This window comes from Marinagarivorans cellulosilyticus (assembly GCF_021655555.1).
Lineage (GTDB): Bacteria > Pseudomonadota > Gammaproteobacteria > Pseudomonadales > Cellvibrionaceae > Marinagarivorans > Marinagarivorans cellulosilyticus.
Genome location: NZ_AP023086.1, coordinates 1,327,412 through 1,348,220, shown reverse-complemented (window position 1 = coordinate 1,348,220; position 20,809 = coordinate 1,327,412). Strand labels below are relative to the sequence as shown.

At 47.2% G+C, this 20,809-nt stretch carries 5 protein-coding genes; 1 reads left to right on the top strand and 4 read right to left on the bottom strand.

The window, feature by feature from the left end:
- Positions 1 to 236 precede the first annotated feature (236 nt).
- Positions 237 to 689 (top strand): MarR family winged helix-turn-helix transcriptional regulator, encoded by a 453-nt coding sequence (locus MARGE09_RS05415; protein WP_236986327.1) that lies wholly within the window; start codon positions 237 to 239, stop codon positions 687 to 689.
- Between the two features lie 137 nt (positions 690 to 826).
- Here the strand turns inward: MARGE09_RS05415 and MARGE09_RS05410 are convergent, their stop codons facing one another.
- The 4 genes from MARGE09_RS05410 to MARGE09_RS21620 all read right to left on the bottom strand — a co-directional run bounded on the left by MARGE09_RS05410 (position 827) and on the right by MARGE09_RS21620 (position 20,809).
- Positions 827 to 1,441, bottom strand: coding sequence for a hypothetical protein (locus MARGE09_RS05410; protein WP_236986326.1), 615 nt, complete (start codon positions 1,439 to 1,441; stop codon positions 827 to 829).
- A gap of 266 nt (positions 1,442 to 1,707) precedes the next feature.
- Positions 1,708 to 11,943 (bottom strand): glycoside hydrolase family 6 protein, encoded by a 10,236-nt coding sequence (locus MARGE09_RS05405; RefSeq protein ID WP_236986325.1) that lies wholly within the window; start codon positions 11,941 to 11,943, stop codon positions 1,708 to 1,710.
- A 1-nt stretch (position 11,944) separates the two neighbouring features.
- On the bottom strand, positions 11,945 to 13,297 hold the full coding sequence (locus MARGE09_RS05400; RefSeq protein WP_236986324.1) for an autotransporter domain-containing protein: 1,353 nt from the start codon (positions 13,295 to 13,297) through the stop codon (positions 11,945 to 11,947).
- A gap of 171 nt (positions 13,298 to 13,468) precedes the next feature.
- Positions 13,469 to 20,809: a calcium-binding protein gene (locus tag MARGE09_RS21620; protein ID WP_275068742.1), complete on the bottom strand. Its 7,341-nt coding sequence runs from the start codon at positions 20,807 to 20,809 to the stop codon at positions 13,469 to 13,471.

Genomic DNA, 20,809 nt, shown 5'->3' with positions numbered 1-20,809 from the left:
TAATTATGATTGGAATAATTAAATTGGGCAGTTATAAAGCAATGATCAAACATGAAGACCAATAGAGCACCATATCGACAAGAGTAGTTTCGATTCATTAAAGGCTTATCTTCACAAGAAGCTGCTTATCGGAGAGAAACCCACTATATTTGGGCAAACCAATAAACCATTTGATTGATGTCAACAATAGTTGATCTTGTCATGTATTTTTTACAAAACAAATAAGTAGTCACGCGATGCCAACAAAAATTAATTCCATTCAGAATAGTACCAGTTACTTGATAAGCCGATTAGCCCGTACAATGGAGCGTGAATTTGAACAGCACATAGAAGGGATAGGGCTAACGCGAGGTGCATTTGCTGTGCTTAGCGCCATTTACAATGACCATAAAACTAAACCCGCGGAGCTTGCCGCTTTTATTGGCATAGATGGCGCCGCCGTTACGCGTCTTCTAGACCGCCTAGAAAAAACAGGTCTAATAAAACGAGAAGCCAATAAGCTTGATCGTCGCTCTACCGACATTCACATAACGGAAAAGGGGGTGTTAGCCGTACAAGAAGGTGCTGCCGGCTCTAAAGCTATTAACAAAAAGTTCACGCAGGAGCTTGAAGAAACCAACTTCAGGCGACGCTTCGTAAAATGCTGGCTAATTCGAACGCCCCCCTTAAAGACATCTAACAGCCAATGAGGCGCCCGATAATTTAAGGTTTTTGTAGTGCCGCTATTATTGCGCTTTTAATGCAACAGTAGCGGCATTTTCGGGTCCGGTCGATCCCCGCTAAAACCATTCCGTGCATCGCGAAGGCGTATCCAAACTGCACGCCATTAATGTACAAACACCGCCGCCCCCTGCTCAGTGCGCGAGCAAGTATTACACCCATCGGTCCATATCTGGCAATTGAGTGGCATTACTTTATCGCTAGCCACATTTTCAAGAACAACAAGTTGTTTGCCGTTATCAAAGCTAATTTTCTTGACCGTTTTATTCACACGATACACCAGCGCGTAATAAGCGACGTCTGCGGTACCAACCTCCGGCACTGTGCGCTCGATCTCAATAAGTAGATTATCTCCAGCGATGCTTGGCAGTTGTGGCGTTATACCGATAGAGCCTGAACCTTCCGAAAAGGGAAATATCACCAAATTGTACTGATCAAAATCGATATTAGTGCTCGTCAGTACCGACACAAAATTTGCTTTGTCATTCCAGCCGCTTTGACCAGCAACACGATCCATAAACGCATTATAGCTTTGCTGATCAGCCATAATGGCGGCGCTTAAATTACTGTAACCGTGTTCACGTAAAGGGGTCTGTAACTTTAGCGCTATATTCTCGGGCGCTATAAGCGCGTGCATTTCTGGCGGTGTTGCCGAATCACTTCCACCACCGCACGCGGTGAATCCGGTATACATAATTACTATTAATAAAATGCGATACATAGCCCTATCCTTTACTTTAGAGGTGCCCTTTAGGTTTGTTTCTAAGTATACCCTTGCTAGCTAAGAAAACTAAAGATCAAGCATCTTGAGGCATTTCTAAAAATGCACTTTCTCGTAAAGACCGCGCTACCGATATTTGAACCAAGCTATTGCCCATTACACTTTCATACCGCCAACACTAAAAAAGCTTATCAGCGTTAACTGACAAGCTTTTTTGCGTAGTAACTGCAAGTTTACAAAACTACAATTTACAAACCGCAAGCGCCTTAAAACGCTTGATTAATACTATCGGGAGTAAGCCATAATTCGTTATTAACATAAATCCCTTCAAAAGACGGCGTATCAGAAAAGAAATTTTCTACGAGTAGCTCAAACTCAGGAAAATCTGAATCATTGTAATACTCAACAATTAAACCAGATTCCCCTTGATACCACTGCAAGCCTTCGCGCACGACATTCGGTAAGAATATGCGGTTAACACCCTCGTCATCACGAATCACCATTTGGCTATAGTTACCGAAGATATAAAAATCATCGTCCCCTAGGCCACCCACGGCTTTTTGATCAACTTCGATGCCGGTCATTATCAACATGTCGTTGCCCTCACCACCTATCAAATCCGCGCCCTGTAATATGTCATCACCTGGGCCGCCATCTATGGTTATAGAATTGAGCAAGTCCACTAATATATCGTCGCCTGCGAAGCCCTGTATTTGAGTGACAGCTGTTTGAGATTGTCTGTTGCGAACGACAACATCGCTGCCTTCACTTGAAACAAAAGGAGAAAAATTATCCAGCGAAAATTCCCCAACATAACGCTGGCCGTTAACATCTTCCGCCATTAATTGAACGCGAGACTGGGTAATATTATTAAATAATAAATCAGCTAGAGACACCTCAAAGAAGCTACCCTCCCAATCTGCAGCACCGGATAACGTGAACTCATCCCCCCTGAGATACACATCAACGTTTTCTATTGACGTTTCTGGCAACTCAAAATTAACGATCACATCGTCAAATGCCGTAACCGGCAAATTACTTACACTCAAATCGATCGCTAAGGGTTTAGCTGGCTCGATTAAAGACGGCCATGCGTTTTCGATTAACTGAATAAAGTGGTTATCAAACCAATGGCTAGACGGTGTTGGATTTAACTGACCATCACGAAATTCCTCGGTACAGCTTTTTACGGGCACTTCATATTCGGCAAAAATACCTTCTCGCACGGGCGCATCGTCACCATCCGATTCGCCTGGTGGTTTAAACCAGTAAAAAGCGTGCAGGTTGGTATTTTCTGGGTCTGGGCTAGCTTGCGGGAAACTCCCCAAGCCTGCGCGCGAGTTGTTACACCAGTGCCAACGCGCACGACGCTGATCTAAACGATAACCTTGATCAGTACCCTCAAATTGCGGTCGGCGCTCGCCGCCCCAACCATTACGAGAAGAATCAATAATCATACCGAACGATGTTTGCGTTCTTTCTAATAAACTATCGTGTACCGCATTGGCATAACTTTTTGCCGTTGCGTGTGCATTCCAACTATAAAAACCAAAGTTTGGTTTTGTTTCGTCAAAGCCTTTTATGTAGGGCTCTTCATAGGGAATATATTCGGCAACGTTAGTCACGAGACCACTGATTAATTGGTAATTTGTGTCGGTCTCAAAATCCGATTGTGGATCTTGCGAAGCTAAAAATAGCCAATCAATTACTCTAGTGGCCAAGGCATCAATACGCCACCCCAACCAAGCCGCATGCCCAGCATCTAAGTAGCTATAGATATTAGACACCTGTCCTAGCGTCTTCAGTGCATAAGTCACCCCTTGCTCGTAAATGCCATCGGCAAAAGCATATTCACAGTAACTAAAGGGCACTGTGGGTTGATCGTATTCAACGGTAGAGGCTAAAGCGCCCGGTTCAATAGCGGCCACAAAGCGTAAATCAGGAAAACTCCCTGCTAGCGCCGCTACCGTATCAATATAATTTTGGTAACCTTTAAGGCCTTCTTCCGTTGCTTCAAATTCACCTGGGTGGTTACCCGAAACACAATCACGCGCCGGTAAATTAAAAATTACCGTAGAAACTACAACCGGTTTATCACCGGCAAGCGCTTGCGCATTTTCAAGGTGGTCCAGTAAATTCATACGTTCATCAGTTGGCTCGCCACACAGTTTTGCCATGCTATCCAACCAAATGCCGGTAGATTCCCCTTTCACCATTTCCATCGCCGCTAGCATTACAGGGTCATCCATTTGCTCCTGTGTTGAATTTACTCGGGCCGCGTAATCGGGGTCTGAATAAAATTCAGCATTTGCGTAGGGGTTAGATACGCGATCAGCAATACTGCTTTGATTCGGCATAATCCCTTTACAAGCGTTTGCCAGTAATAACGCCCGTGCAGCCTCGGCTTCCGAAGGTGTAATTACGGTTATTTCCATATGAGCATAACTGTATGTACCGTAATCCTCTGCCAATAAAACTATTCTGTTCGCACCCGCACGCAAATCCTCAGCTGGAATTATCAGCTCGCGTTCAAAAATACCGGCCGCATCATTTTCACTTCCAACGCGCGCAGGATACAACTTGCCGTTAACCCAAATACTAGCGATATTGTCGACCAAATAACGTAATTTCAACCTATCACCTTGCGCAACAGTGACATCCGTGTGCGCCCACAAATAGGTATTTAATGGCCAAATAATATTCGCATTAGCGGGGAATGTTGTATCGACCACCAATGGATGATCATCCGCATTAGCAAACGGCCCCTCACCACGCTCCCACTCGGTTAAGTCGGTTTCCACTGAAGAATAATCGGGTAGTGCTTGGTCTATGTAGTCTTCGGGGTCTATGATTTTGTAGGACCAGGTTGTGGGGGAGGTTTCATGTAATGTAGAAGAAGAAATAAGCTCGGCACCTGAAACCAACTCCCCATCACCAAACTGAAAGTACGGAATTCGATAAGCCGCATTCGCAAAATAATTTTCAAACGTGAGGACCGCTTCACCGCCGTCAAAATCGATTAACAGGTCATCGCCGACTTTCACTAAACGGTAAGGCCGCGAAGCAATTTCACCCTCGAATTTAAATGTATCCGTGGTTACCGTGGTACCGTGGCTATAACGCATCACATCGTTACCATCGCCTAAACGGTACAGGTAAATATCGCTGCCGCCATCACTGGTAAGAATTTCATCCCCTGGGCCGCCAATAATTAAATCATCGCCTGCACCACCGACAAGGATATCAACACCCTCGCCACCGCGTAATTCATCGTTACCTGAACCACCATCAAAGGTGTCATCACCGGCACCACCTTCCATCCAGTCAACGCCGGTATAACCCGTATGCTCACTGCCATTAGGCGAGGCTAAAGAATAAACCGGCTGACTCGCTAATAAGGCACCACTGCGAATGGCTTCCGCCTCACCAAACTGAAAGTACGGAATTTGATAAACCGCATTCGCAAAATAATTTTCAAACGTGAGGACCGCTTCACCGCCGTCAAAATCGATTAACAGGTCATCGCCGACTTTCACTAAACGGTAAGGCCGCGAAGCAATTTCACCCTCGAATTTAAATGTATCCGTGGTTACCGTGGTACCGTGGCTATAACGCATCACATCGTTACCATCGCCTAAACGGTACAGATAAATATCGCTGCCGCCATCACTGGTGAGAATTTCATCCCCAGGGCCGCCCACAATAAGATCATCGCCTGCACCACCGACAAGGATATCAACACCCTCGCCACCGCGTAATTCATCGTTACCTGAACCACCGTCAAAGGTGTCATCACCGGCACCACCTTCCATCCAGTCAACGCCGGTATAACCCGTATGCTCACTGCCATTAGGCGAGGCTAAAGAATAAACCGGCTGACTCGCTAATAAGGCACCGCTGCGAATGGCTTCCGCCTCACCAAACTGAAAGTACGGAATTTGATAAACCGCATTCGCAAAATAATTTTCAAACGTGAGGACCGCTTCACCACCGTCAAAATCGATTAACAGGTCATCGCCGACTTTCACTAAACGGTAAGGCCGCGAAGCAATTTCACCCTCGAATTTAAATGTATCCGTGGTTACCGTGGTGCCGTGGCTATAACGCATCACATCGTTACCATCGCCTAAACGGTACAGGTAAATATCGCTGCCGCCATCACTGGTAAGAATTTCATCCCCAGGGCCGCCAATAATTAAATCATCGCCTGCACCACCGACAAGGATATCAACACCCTCGCCACCGCGTAATTCATCGTTACCCGAGCCGCCATCAAAGGTGTCATCACCGGCACCACCTTCCATCCAATCGACGCCGGTATAGCCCGTATGCTCACTGCCATTAGGCGAGGCTAAAGAATAAACCGGCTGACTCGCTAATAAGGCACCGCTGCGAATGGCTTCCGCCTCACCAAACTGAAAGTACGGAATTCGATAAGCCGCATTCGCAAAATAATTTTCAAACGTGAGGACCGCTTCACCGCCGTCAAAATCGATTAACAGGTCATCGCCGACTTTCACTAAACGGTAGGGCCGCGAAGCAATTTCACCTTCGAATTTAAACGTGTCGCTGGTCACTGTGTTGCCGTGGCTATAACGCATCACATCGTTACCATCGCCTAAACGGTACAGGTAAATATCGCTGCCGCCATCACTGGTGAGAATTTCATCCCCAGGGCCGCCCACAATAAGATCATCACCAGCACCACCCACCAGTGTATCGACGCCTTCACCACCGCGTAATTCATCATTACCTGAACCACCGTCAAAGATGTCATCACCGGCACCGCCTTCCATCCAGTCAACGCCGGTATAGCCCGTATGCTCACTGCCATTAGGCGAGGCTAAAGAATAAACCGGCTGACTCGCTAATAAGGCACCGCTGCGAATGGCGTCGGCCTCACCAAACTGAAAGTACGGAATTTGATAAACCGCATTCGCAAAATAATTTTCAAACGTGAGGACCGCTTCACCGCCGTCAAAATCGATTAACAGGTCATCGCCGACTTTCACTAAACGGTAGGGCCGCGAAGCAATTTCACCTTCGAATTTAAACGTATCCGTAGTTACCGTGGTGCCGTGGCTATAACGCATCACATCGTTACCATCGCCTAAACGGTACAGGTAAATATCGCTGCCGCCATCACTGGTAAGAATTTCATCCCCAGGGCCGCCAATAATTAAATCATCGCCTGCACCACCGACAAGGATGTCAACACCCTCGCCACCGCGTAATTCATCATTACCCGAGCCGCCATCCAAAACATCACAACCACCAGCACCATTTAATAAGTCATCGCCACCGGCACCATTAATTTCTTCATCAAAATACTGTCCTAAAAACTCATCCGCCTCAGGTGTTCCATTAATCGTTTCGAAAATACCTTGGCAAGCCAAAGTATTTACACCTAAATCCTCAGCAGTCCAAACAACCTCGTCGGAAAACACCACTCGGTTTACACCGGTATAAGTGGCACTTTCAGCAGCAAGTTGACCAACAAGTGTCACGAATGACTCACTAACTTCATTGTTCAAAACTAACTGAATATTTTCACCCGAGCCAGAAGTTACGCGCTGAATAGTCACCGAGCTTGAGGGAGCATTTAACAGTAAAATATCCGTTTCACGATTACCGTAAATCAAATCGTTGCCTTCACCTAAATTAACAACGTAAGTGTTGGCACCCGCGCCACCATAAAGGGTATCGTTACCGAGGCCGCCCTCTAAGCGATCATCACCTTGTGTTGCGCTTAAGGTGTCATTCCCCGCTAGACCAATTAACGTGTCATCCGTGGCATAGTCATTCAGTGTTTCTGCCTCGGCCGTGCCGGTTAAGGCCAGCAAACGCATCTCCGCCGGCAGCATATCTTCGCCTTCCCTAAAGACAATACGACTCACACCGGTGTAGTCTCCCGCCTCGCCCAGCTGGTTATACAACACAACGGTATTTTCTTCGCCGTCGGGGCCACTCAAAATAATGTTTAAGTGAACACGATTTTGAACACTACTGGTTTGACGAAAAACACGAACCGACTCGCGCGGCACATTCAACAGTAAAATATCCGTTTCACGGTTGCCGTAAATTAAATCGTTGCCTTCACCGGCATTAACTATAAAAGTAGTAATACCGGTATTACTTGTTAGCGTATCGTTACCGGGGCCGCCATCAAGAAGACTGTTAACACCACTCGCAGAAATTGAGTCATTTCCTGCGCTGCCATAAACCGCATTCTGCTCAGCCGCTGCACTTAACGTATCAGCCTCGTCCGTGCCGGCACTCAATAATGCCGTAGCTGTGCTCTGCTGCCCAAAATCATCGGTTACGGTAAAGGTATATAAGTTTTCGCCCGCTAAGCTCTCTGGCGCAAAAACCAAACGGTAAAGACCTTCGTCTAGTTGCCCAAGAATATCGACAGTTTCGTTATTAAGATTTTCCGTTAGGCTAACAATTGGGCGGTCGCCTTCCATTACGGATACGGCAAGCACAACATTACCCGCGCCATCTACGCTGACCATTTCTGGCGTTAAAGCCAAAAATAATAGCGGTGGCGTTGGCATGGTGATAATGTCTTCCGCAGAAATCTCTAAGGGTTCGCCACCGGCTAAAAAGATATCGAATACAGGGGCGATCTCACTATCAAACCAAGCAAGCAATGTAATGCTAGAACCGGCAGCATCCCCTTCGATAATTAAATCGTCACCCAAGCGATAGAACATAAGGTTCTGCGAACTGAACGAGAAACCTAAGCGCAAAATATTGGACTGCGCCGCAGCATCGGCATCAATAGTAATCGCGCCGTGTCGCTGCTCGTAATAGTAAATATTTTGCTGATCATTACCGGTAAAAATATCGCTACCTTCGTAACCTACAAATACATTTAATTCAGCGTCAGCAACAAAAGCATCGTCAGCCTGTGAGCCTAAAAAGAAGCGAGAAGTAATGCTCTCGGACTGCTCAAAACTATTAACAGCATTAAAAGTTACCGTATTAATGTTATTGCTATCGACGTAATCACCCAAGCTAAGGCGGTTGCCATCCAATAAGCCTGCGTAATTAGTTTCATGCGTTACGTTATTAACGGTGAATGTTAGCTCATCAATTATCGCGCCGTCGGCATGCTGCAAAGTGAATTGAGCATAGGCGCTAGAAATATCAAAGCTTTCTAATTCCAACGATAAATTAAAGTCAACCAAAGGTGCTTGGCTACTAGAGCTTGCAATACTGCTAGATTCAACTGAGCTAGAGGATTCGATTTCACTAGAACTTGAATCTGCAATTAACGAGCTAGAAGTATTTACGCTTGATGATATAGAACTACTCTCAACAGAAGAAACAGCCAACGAGGAAGAGCTTTCGGCTACTAAGCTGCTTGAGCTTTCCTCAGAACTACTCACCGCAACCGAAGAGCTACTGCTAATCACTGCGCTGCGAGTCGTTACACTAAAAACGCCTGTTACACCACCCACATCCAGCGTCGCTTGTGTTGTTTCGTTAACAACCGCTGCAGACATTACACGGACAATCACTTCAGCATTCGGCGCAACCGTGCTGGGTTCAGTGGTGAAAGTTTCGCCGCCATCTAAGCTGTATTCACCGCCTAGTATTGAAATAGGCACATTGGCAGTAATACCGGTTACCGTTATAGCGCTAGATACAATGGGAGTATTTAGTTCAGCATCTAACTGGGCATTAAATGTGAAGTTGTCAGGGACTAGTGAGTGCAAGCAGTCACTTCCCTCAACCAAGTTAAATCTGGCGATAAGATCTTGTATGCCAGAACAAGGGATTAAATTATCCTGTATGGCCAAGCTTCTTAGTACGGTATTGGCTGATACATCAATGGTGGTTAGCTGATTATAAGCAAGCCCTAAGCTTGTCAACTTTGTATTGTTCGACACCTCAACCGCAGAAAGCTCATTGCCAGAAAGCCCTAAAACGGACACGTCAGGAATACCAGATAGATCGATTTCGGTAAGAGAGTTATTATTAAGTCTTATTGTTGTTAGAGTTTTACTTACAGGAAGGTTGACTTTACTTAATTGATCATTGTGTTCAACATCCAAATCACTTAACAACATGTTTGCAGACAAATCAAGCTCTGTTAAATTATTTCGATTGAGTTTTAATCTCGTCAAAGCCGTGTTCGCTGAAACATCAATTGCAGACAAAGAGTTATCAATTAGATCCAAAACAGCTAAGCGCGTGTTTGCGGATAAATCAATAGCACTTAAGCGATTATAAGAAGCAAATAGATAAACCAAGGAGTTATTGCCAGTCAGGTCAATTGAACTTATATTATTTACATCGACCATTAAATCTACAAGCTCTACGTTATTAGAGACATCTAACTCACTTAACTCATTATATTGAATCAACAGCTTTTTCAAGACTACATTCGCTGAAACATCTATTGAAAAAATTGCATTATTGCTAAGCCACAATTCCGTCAAACGTATATTTTCAGAAACATCAATAGAACGTAAATTATTATTGGCCAAACTCAGCGTGGTTAACGCAGTTAATTGCTCAATGCCTGTCGCATCGTTAATATCTAAACGCTCACAATTCAGGTCGAGCAACTCGGAAATATTAGTCACCCCCGTCGCCTCAACGCACGCCCTAAGCGCAGGATCAATAAACAAAGAAAAATCAATATCATCACTAACACTACGAGTCGTCACACTAAACGTTCCAACTACACCACCAAGATCCAACGTCGCTTGTGTTGTTTCGTTTACAACCGCCGCAGACATTACACGCACAATCACTTCAGCATTCGGCGCAACCATGCCGGGTTCAGTGGTGAAAGTTTCGCCGCCATCTAGGCTGTATTCACCGCCTATAACGGCAATAGCCACGCTTTCTGTAATGCCCGTCACTGTGATTGCGTTGGAGGTGACAGTGCTATTCAGCTCAGCTTCTGTTTTAGGGGTAAAGCTAAAAGCATCAGGGTTGTTTGCTTTAATGCAGTCCGTTGGGACTACCGACGAAAAACGAGTGATAAGGTCTTCTATTTCGGAGCAAGGGATTAGATTGTCATTTATATACAACTCCCTCAAAGCGGTATTCCCCGAAACATCAAGGGTGGTTAGTTGATTGCCACCAAGGTGCAACACCGTCAAATCCGCATTCGCGGAGATATCTATGTAGGTTAGCGTGTTGCTATCAAGGTACAACAACGTCAAAGCCGTATTCGCCGAGACATCGAGAGTACTTAGCTGGCTAAATCTAACGTCCAATAACGTCAAAGCCGTATTCGCCGAAACATCTAGAGCAGTTAGTTGATTGCGATCAAGAACCAATACCGTTAAAGCCGTAAGCTGTTCGATACCCGAAGCGTCAGAAACCCCGATAGATGAGCAGACAAGAGACGTCAATTCAGAAATCTTAGTCTCACCTGTCGCCTCGACGCACGCCCTAAGCGCCGCATCAGTAAACAAAGAAAAATCAATATCATCACTCGGCGGCTCAATACCTTCACTTGAAGAAGAAATCGCTTCACTACTACTCACACCGGTTTCGCTCGATGCCGCTACCGAACTTTCTTCAGCACTACTTACCGTATTTGCACTGCTACTAGCCGCTGCACTACTCGGTGGGCTAACAGACGAAGGTACATTAAAACCACCCTCACTCGAACTAGCCACTACCGAAGATGGCGTGATATTACTAGAACTTACCGCCGCTTCACTGCTTAGCGCCAATGCACTCGAGGCCGCTGCGGAGACTTCTTCCGCTACGGTAGCGGGAATAACAACCGTCACAACAATTGGGTCGCCGCCGTTGGGCAAGCGCATAATTATTTTGGTATAAACATCTTCCCTTCGCGCAGAGGGTAATATTTGAATGGGTAATTCGACCAAGGTGCCGTCGGTAGTCGTTACCGTCGTTGGCACCGCTGCAAAATCAACGCCTTCTACAGCGGTCCCCTCACCGACCGATACCGCCAATACAGAATTCGCAGCTATAGGCGTCGATAGGTTAACGCTAACAATATTATTTTCGGCCGTAACTACTGGGTTAATAACATCGGCACGCGAAGTTAATGGCAAGGCTACCAACGTTTGCCGCGCGACTATGGTTTCGCCATTACTGGTTGCGGTAATTTCGAAGGCCATGGCCGTGGGCTGTTCTACCCAAGGCAAAATAACCGCCGCACGCAATTGGTCGGGGTTAATTACAACCACTTCTGGGCCAGAAACCTGTCGCCAACTGGAAACTACCGGCCGGCTATTATCCGTTAAACCGGCTTGTAAATTAAGAACCACACCGCTATCGCCGTACTCTTGTTCTTTAACGGTTAACCACAGTTCTGGTGTTTGATTGCCTGTGCTTGAGCTACTTTGCGATGAGTTGACCGTTAGCGTAGGTTCGTTATCGGAATCTATTTTTTGCGCTTCCTGATTATCGTTACAAGCACTTAATAACAACGGTGCTAATAGTAAGGCCAATAGCTTTTTTGACTGTCCATCAAAGAGTGAAGTACCCATTTTATGTCTCATATTAAAGCTCCTTCCTAAAACCTAATTGCACGGTATTGCTGCTGTAGTTTTCTTGCTGCAATAAACTTTGTACGTTAAAAAATACCGCCCAACCACGCGGCAATACTAACGATGCACCGGCATCCACTAGCATGTGGTTTTTATCGATTTCACTCGCGGTTAATTCAAACGCTTGCCCGCCGGAATAACCGTTAATCCCGCGTTGGCCAGAATTAATGACTTGCTCTGCAGTAATGGCAAAACGCGGTAAAAATACGCCCCAATTAAAATTAATGGCTCGGTCGATATGTAGGCTTAAACCGCTTTGTAATGAGCGTGTTTTTTGGCTACTGAAGCTGCTAGGTGTGGGGTTAGCGCTGGACTTTTCTTCTATATAAGCCTCAACAAACTGGCTTTGGTAATTAAGCGATAAACCAGGAATAAATTGCCAACCGCCTTTACGGAAGGTGTATTGCCCTTTAACAAAGGCAAAGCGGTTATTACCCGCGCTATCGGCGTACTCAAAGCTGTAATCTAAACTAGAGTAGCCCAACTGCGCTTGTACATTAAAGGCATCGTCGCGGTAGCTGGCAAAGCCCAAAATACTCACATCGGACATATCAAAGTCGCCATTGCCTTTGCCGTCGCTGTCGGTACCCGCAAATTCAACCGAGCTGTTCGAAAAACCTAGGGCGGCACCGGCCACCCAGTTTTCCCGCCATAAAACATCGGCGCCGATGGTGGCGCCATTTAAGTTATCTTTGTAACCGCTTTGCAATTCGCCGTTATTCATATCGCCAGCATCCTGCTCGCCGCTGCGCATATTTACGCTAGCGAAGATCCCGCCGAAAGCAAAATCGCCGTCCCCTGCCGCACCACCCAATGTGCCGTTTAATCGCGCGACTTCTTTTTCATTAAGTGACGCATAACTGCCGCCATCTAAAAATAACGAAACCGCATCGCGGTGGCTGCGCATGACATTGTTTGCAGCCTTGGGCGCCGCTTGCGCAATACTGGCAGCCTCGACAACACCTTCCTCGGCAACCACTGTGATAATTACCTGCGCCGTATCGCGCTCGCCGGTACTATTTTCGATGGTGTAGGTAAAACTATCAGCACCATAAAAACCATCGTTTGGCTGGTAGCGTAAACCACCGCCCTCTGCCTGCGTTACCGCACCATGGGTGGCCGCCGTATTCCCAACAATGGTCAAACCATCTTGGTCGGTGGAATCGTTAAAAAGCACATCTATTACCACGGCGGTGTCTTGCGGCACTTGGCGATAATCATCTGCGGCATTAATGGCCGCAAAGGCTGGAGAGGCTAAAACAGTAGAAGAAACAAGGGCAAATAGCGCGCGTTGGGCGAAGGGCATAGGAAATCCGTTTAATAGATACAAATTGGTCAAAAAGTGCGCGCAGTCTAGCCAAAAGTGGCGTGCCAGACAATTGTCGAAATTTCTGCCACTCCACAAAAAACGGGCCCTAAGGCCCGTTAACTGGCGGTTTATAAGCAAGCAGCTCTAAACCCTATGTTGTAAATTTGATTACAAGTGCAACAAAACTTGATCTACATCCCACCCAGTGCCGTCTGGTAGCTCAATTAGCTGTACAGGGCTGACAGCAAAAGAGCCGTTGGTATCGGCGAAGTAGGACTGAATAGTGATTTGATCATCGTTAGTTCTATTTTGAATAATCAAATTGCGGCCCGATTGGGTAAAACGTAGATCAGCAAGCTCGATATCACCTTCTAACACCAAGCGATTGGCTTTGCCTGCGCGGTTATCGTTAACGGCTTGTATGGTATCGGCGCCGTCACCGAGCGAAAACATAAAAGTGTCATCGCCGGTATGGCCTTGCAAAATATCGTTACCCGGGCCACCGACTAGAACATCATCCCCTGCATCACCATTTAAGACGTCATTGCCAGTACCGCCATACAGTTCATCATTCTCAGTGCCACCGCTAATAGAATCGTTACCGGCATCGCCATTTAAAATATCGCTGCCAGCCTCGCCATTAATAGTGTCGTTATCGTCTCCGCCAGCCAAAGAATCCGCGCCATCGGCCCCGCGCAAAGTATCCTCACCGGCACCACCCACAATCACATCATCAACAAGTGAACCATCAATGATGTCGTTATTCGGCGTGCCCGCAAATAACGTCGACCAGATAAAGTCACTGGTCCAGACGGTCTCATCGGCAAAGAGAATTTCTTGAACGGGGTTGTTATCATTCTCGGTATCATCGGAAAGGAAGTAGTACTGAATCGTCATACGCTCGCCGGAGATAAACTGCAACACCAGCTCATTGCCCGAGCGCCAAAACGTCGTTTCGCTGGGCAGAATCCCATCACCCAAAATCAGACGATTGTTTTTGCCTTCTCGACGATCGCTAGTCGCATTAATCCGATCACTGCCATCACCCAGCTGATAGACAAACGTATCGTCACCAACGCCGCCTTCTAGCGTATCGTTACCTAAACCACCGGTAAGGATATCATCGCCGTTACCGCCTGATAGGTTGTCAGCGCCCTCCTCACCGTTCAGAACATCATTGTCATTACCGCCCGTTAAGGTGTCTTTGCCGATGCCCCCATTGAGCGTATCCGCACCGTCCTCGCCACTTAACGTATCATTCCCGGCATCACCATGGAGCGCATCATCTCCTGCGCCGCCGCGCAGAGTATCGTCCCCGCTTGCGCCGTTAATCACATCATCATCTAACGAGCCGTCAATCGTATTGTTCCCCTCGGTTCCCGCTAAAAGCACCGACCAAATAAAGTCGCTGGTCCAGATGGTCTCATCAGGAAAGTGAATACCTTGCACGGGGTTGTAATCATTGGCCGTATCGTCAGAAAGGAAATAGAACTGAATCGTCATACGCTCGCCAGAAACAAACTGCAGCACCAATTCATTCCCCGAGCGCCAAAACGTCGTTTCACTTGGCAAGATACCCTCACCCAAAATCAGACGGTTGTTTTTACCGCCGCGCACATCGCTAACTGCATTAATACGGTCACTGCCGTCGCCGAGGCTATAGATAAAGGTATCGTCACCACTTCCGCCTTCTAGCGTATCGTTACCTAAACCACCGGTAAGGATATCATCGCCGTTACCGCCTGATAGGTTGTCAGCGCCCTCCTCACCGTTCAGAACATCATTGTCATTACCGCCCGTTAAGGTGTCTTTGCCGATGCCCCCATTGAGCGTATCCGCACCGTCCTCGCCACTTAACGTATCATTCCCGGCATCACCATGGAGCGCATCATCTCCTGCGCCGCCGCGCAGAGTATCGTCCCCGCTTGCGCCGTTAATCACATCATCATCTAACGAGCCGTCAATCGTATTGTTCCCCTCGGTTCCCGCTAAAAGCATCGACCAAATAAAGTCGCTGGTCCAGATGGTCTCATCAGGAAAGTGAATACCTTGCACGGGGTTGTAATCATTGGCCGTATCGTCAGAAAGGAAATAGAGCTGAATCGTCATACGCTCGCCAGAAACAAACTGCAGCACCAATTCATTCCCCGAGCGCCAGAAAGTCGTTTCGCTCGGCAATATACCCTCACCCAACATCAGGCGATTGTTTTTACCGTCGCGCGCGTCGCTGATCGCATTAATACGGTCACTGCCGTCGCCGAGGCTATAGATAAAGGTATCGTCACCACTTCCGCCTTCTAGCGTATCGTTACCTAAGCCACCGGTGAGGATATCGTCCCCGTTGCCGCCCGACAGGTTGTCCGCGCCCTCACCACCATTCAGCACATCGCTATCACTGCCACCAGTCAAGGTATCTTTACCCATACCGCCATTGAGCGTATCCGCACCCGCTTCGCCACTCAGCGTATCATTACCGGCATCACCATTGAGCACATCGTCGCCGGCACCGCCGCGCAAACTATCATCCCCATTCCCGCCGTTAATCACATCATCATTTAACGAGCCTGCAATCGTATTATTACCCTCGGCTCCCGCTAAAAGGGTCAACCAGATAAAGTCGCTGGTCCAGACCGTCTCGTCGGCAAAGTGGATGCCTTGCACGGGATTGGCAACATTGGCCGTATCGTCAGAAAGGAAATAGAGCTGAATCGTCATACGCTCGCCAGAAACAAACTGCAGCACCAATTCATTCCCCGAGCGCCAGAAAGTCGTTTCGCTCGGCAATATACCCTCACCCAACATCAGGCGATTGTTTTTACCTTCGCGCGCGTCGCTGATCGCATTAATACGGTCACTGCCGTCGCCGAGGCTATAGATAAAGGTATCGTCACCACTTCCGCCTTCTAGCGTATCGTTACCTAAGCCACCGGTGAGAATATCGTCCCCGTTGCCGCCCGACAGGTTGTCCGCGCCCTCACCACCATTCAGCACATCGCTATCACTGCCACCAGTCAAGGTATCTTTACCCATACCGCCATTGAGCGTATCCGCACCCGCTTCGCCACTCAGCGTATCATTACCGGCATCACCATTGAGTACATCGTCGCCGGCGCCGCCGCGCAAACTATCATCCCCATTCCCGCCGTTAATCACATCATCATTTAACGAGCCTGCAATCGTATTATTACCCTCGGCTCCCGCTAAAAGGGTCAACCAGATAAAGTCGCTGGTCCAGACCGTCTCGTCGGCAAAGTGGATGCCTTGCACGGGATTGGCAACATTGGCCGTATCGTCAGAAAGGAAATAGAGCTGAATCGTCATACGCTCGCCAGAAACAAACTGCAGCACCAATTCATTCCCCGAGCGCCAGAAAGTCGTTTCGCTCGGCAATATACCCTCACCCAACATCAGGCGATTGTTTTTACCTTCGCGCGCGTCGCTGATCGCATTAATACGGTCACTGCCATCACCCAACTGATAGATAAACGTATCGTCGCCGCGGCCACCTTCTAACGTATCGTTACCTAAACCACCGGTAAGAATGTCGTCGCCGTTGCCGCCCGACAGGTTGTCACTGCCTTCGCCTCCCACAAGAACATCATTCTCCAGCGTACCGCTCAAAGATAGACCGTCTATGGGAGTGATATCCCCAAGACTTTCAATCATTTGAGCAACCTGATCAACATCCCACGCAGTACTTTCAGCATCGCTAAAGCGAATAAATTGAACGGGATTGGATAAATTATGGGTATTATCTTCGTCAAAATAATCATCAATCGTCACACGATCAAAGCCGTTTATCGCCAGTACCAATTTATTCGCATCGCGCCAATAGGTAATATCGCTGGGTAAAATACCGTCCCCGAAAATAAGTACATTGGCTTTGCCTTCTCGGTTTTCGTAGCTTCCCTCAATCGTGTCCCTGCCGTCGCCCAGATTAAAGTAGAAAATATCGTCGCCTTGGTTACCTTGCAAGCTGTCGTTATCAGGGCCACCGGTTAATTGATCATTACCGGCGCCACCGGCCAGCACATCATTGCCTGCACCACCGGATAACTGATCGTCATCAGCGCCGCCGCTTAAGTTATCTTGACCATCGCCACCGTTCAGAACGTCCGCGCCGGCCGCGCCGGTGAGCTTATCGTTGCCCGCACCACCGTCTATCTCGTCATTACCCGCTTTGCCATCTAGGGTGTCTTCTCCTAAGCCGCCCGCCATAACATCATCGACTAACGAGCCGTCTACTGTTTGATCCGCATCGGTCGCTAGAAATAATTGCGGGTAAAAATAATCTACGTCCCATTCCGTCCGAGCTTCATCGCTAAAGCGAATAAATTGAACGGGATTGGATAAATTATGGGTATTATCTTCGTCAAAATAATCATCAATCGTCACACGATCAAAGCCGTTTATCGCCAGTACCAATTTATTCGCATCGCGCCAATAGGTAATATCGCTGGGTAAAATACCGTCCCCGAAAATAAGTACATTGGCTTTGCCTTCTCGGTTTTCGTAGCTTCCCTCAATCGTGTCCCTGCCGTCGCCCAGATTAAAATAAAACGTATCGTCACCCGCACCACCTTGCAAGGTATCGTTACCGGCACCGCCGGTTAATTCATCATTACCGGTTCCACCTGTGAGCGTGTCGTTACCGTCACCACCAAACAAGCTATCGTCACCCACCCCACCATTTAAACTATCTTGACCGACGCCACCGTTAAGTGTATCCGCGCCGGCATCACCATTTAATGAGTCGTTGCCGTTACCGCCGAACAATTCATCATCACCGGCCGCACCATTAATACTGTCATTCCCTAAACCACCCGAAATCATATCAGCATCAAATGATCCGCGAATAGAATCATCAAACTCGGTGCCGGCTAAAAAGGTATCCCAAAAGTAAACGGTATCCCAAACAACACCATTCGAAAAAATAATTTGCTGCACTGGATTCCACATGTTTTCAGTGTCGTCATTATAGAAATAATTATTAATTGTGACGCTATCGACATCATTTACATGGCGCAGAATTAAATTACTATTGCTTCGACTAAAGCGGATATCTTCAGGACTAATGCCATCTAAAAATATTAATTGATTGTTTTTATCCGCTCGGGACTCGGAGATGGCATTAACAACATCACTACCGTCGTCCAAGGCATAAATAAAGGTGTCATCACCTGCACCACCTTGTAATGTGTCGCGACCCAATCCGCCGCGTAAAACATCGTTTCCGCCACTACCGTTTAGGCTATCATCCCCTGGACCAGCAATAATCAAGTCATCACTACTCGATCCCGCTATAGCCTCGCCCTCAACGCTGCCAATGAAAACAGCGGCATTTCGCTGTGTTTGGTAACCCAAACTATCTTCCACTTCAAACTGTAAACGGGTTCGACCATCAATAAAATCTTCAGGCGTAATTAGCGCGCTGTAGCTATCACCATCAAATTGCGACAGCACATCATCCGTTGTTTCTGTTTCTACTCGTGTCTCTGTCACGCTAACCAAATAACCGCCACCCTCTCTCGCGGCGACATGCAGGCTTGTACCTTGCGTATTAATTTCCTCAAAAGAAGGGCTATCAAAAGTAAACTGAACCGACGGCGCAACAGCCATTTCAACATTGCTTAAATCTGTAAGATCAAGCGATATACCATCATTGAACTCTATGGCAGAAAAGATAAGATTCTCATCGGCTAAAAACCAATCCACCAATCGAACCTGACGATAACTTTCACCAACCGATAGGATTAAATCGTTGCCGTCCAATAAAAACCGTACATCATCGGCAGTAGCGCCATTCGTGATAATCAAACGATTATCAGCTTGCGCCAACGCTTGTATTGCTAATGTCTCATTCTGACCATTAAGCACAAACACATTACTTTGAGCGTTGCCGACTAAAAGGTCATGGCCAACATCCGGTAAGAAAATATCGAGATTATCAGACGCTGTTAAATTATCGTCCCTCTCACTACCGCGTAAAATGGCCAGCGATGCACTGATCATTTGCCCTTGATTATTAGCGGCAATAACTTGGACCACATTATCTTCAGCTAATAACTGCGCCACTGAAAAACCAATCGTAGCCACATTGCCCATTAATAAAGAGGCAAAGTTAGCCTCTTGCGCTACCTCGTTAATAAAAACGGTAATATCATCAACCAAGGCCATTTCAGAAAAAGACAGCTGAATATTTACGCTCTCCGTTTCAATATCAAAACCCGCAAAACTCGCCGTCATATTAAGAGGATTCAGCATTTCTGACGAAGAGCTGCTTGATTCAGCTTCGCTAGAACTTGACGATACAGCTAATGAACTTGATTCGCTGCGAACAGAAGACGACGTTGCTGTTATTGAGCTGCTGGACTCAGGTACTGAGGTTGCGGCACTCGAACTAGCCTCAACAGACGAAGAAGCAATCACACTTGAACTGCTTGAGGCCATAATTGAGGCGCTACTAACTGCCGAGGAACCAATGACAACAGAAGACGAAGTATTAACCGCAGGCGCACTCGAGGAAGCTTCACTGCTTACAGTAACTTCAGGTGCACTGCTAGCGCTGTCTAGACTGCTCTCGGTCGTCACACTACTAATTGCAGCGGCGCTACTTTCTACACCAATACTACTGGGCTGGTTAAATCCACCGTCAGAACTAGCCGCTTCACTACTAAACGCCAATTCACTCGACGCGGCCGCAGCCACTTCCAGCGCCACACTCGCCGGAATAACAACAGTTAAAACAATTGGCTCACTGCCATCTTGGGGGCGCAGCATAATTTTTGTAAAAACATCGACTTGCCGCATTGAAGGCAGCACCGCCATGGGGAGTTCTACACGCTGCCCGCCAGCGACAGTTATTGATGCAGGTAGCTCAGAAAAATCAGTTCCCTCAATGGCGCTGCCACCACGATTAGATACCTCAAATACCGTATTGGCAGGTACCGCTTGCAACAAATCAATCGCCACTGCGGTATCCGTTGCTGAAAGAATAGGATTCGCAACCGTCGCCCGCAAAGGCAAGGGTAAAGCTGTAACTGTCTGTATCGACGTTAGCGTTTGATTATTCGCAACGGCGGTAATTCGAAAGGTAAGTTCGCTAACACTCTGTACAAAAGGTAATACAACACTGGTATTTAATTGGTCAGGGTTAACTACAATAGCGCTTGGGCCACTGATTTGCTCCCACATAACACTAGGCGCTATGGCGCCATCGGTTACGCTCGCCGATAACGCAACAACAACGCCGCTATCGCCATATTCTTTTTCTTTAACCACCAACCATTGTGTTGTGTTTATGCCGACACTAGCCGCTGCACCATTTGATGCTGCACCACCAACTGCCGATGCTGAGCCACCAATTTTTTCGGCGGGCTGATGCTCATTACAGGCGGTTAAGGCAACTGTACCCAACAATAACGGTAATAATATTTTTGGCTGCCCCTTAAGAAATAGCCCTTTAAATAACAGCCTTTTAAATATTGACGTACCCATTTTATGGCTCAT

Coding starts and splice junctions, on each gene's coding strand:
- MARGE09_RS05415 (WP_236986327.1), top strand. CDS start 237: ATGCCAACAAAAATTAATTCCATTCAGAATAGTACCAGTTACTTGATA.
- MARGE09_RS05410 (WP_236986326.1), bottom strand. CDS start 1,441: ATGTATCGCATTTTATTAATAGTAATTATGTATACCGGATTCACCGCG.
- MARGE09_RS05405 (WP_236986325.1), bottom strand. CDS start 11,943: ATGAGACATAAAATGGGTACTTCACTCTTTGATGGACAGTCAAAAAAG.
- MARGE09_RS05400 (WP_236986324.1), bottom strand. CDS start 13,297: ATGCCCTTCGCCCAACGCGCGCTATTTGCCCTTGTTTCTTCTACTGTT.
- MARGE09_RS21620 (WP_275068742.1), bottom strand. CDS start 20,809: ATGAGCCATAAAATGGGTACGTCAATATTTAAAAGGCTGTTATTTAAA.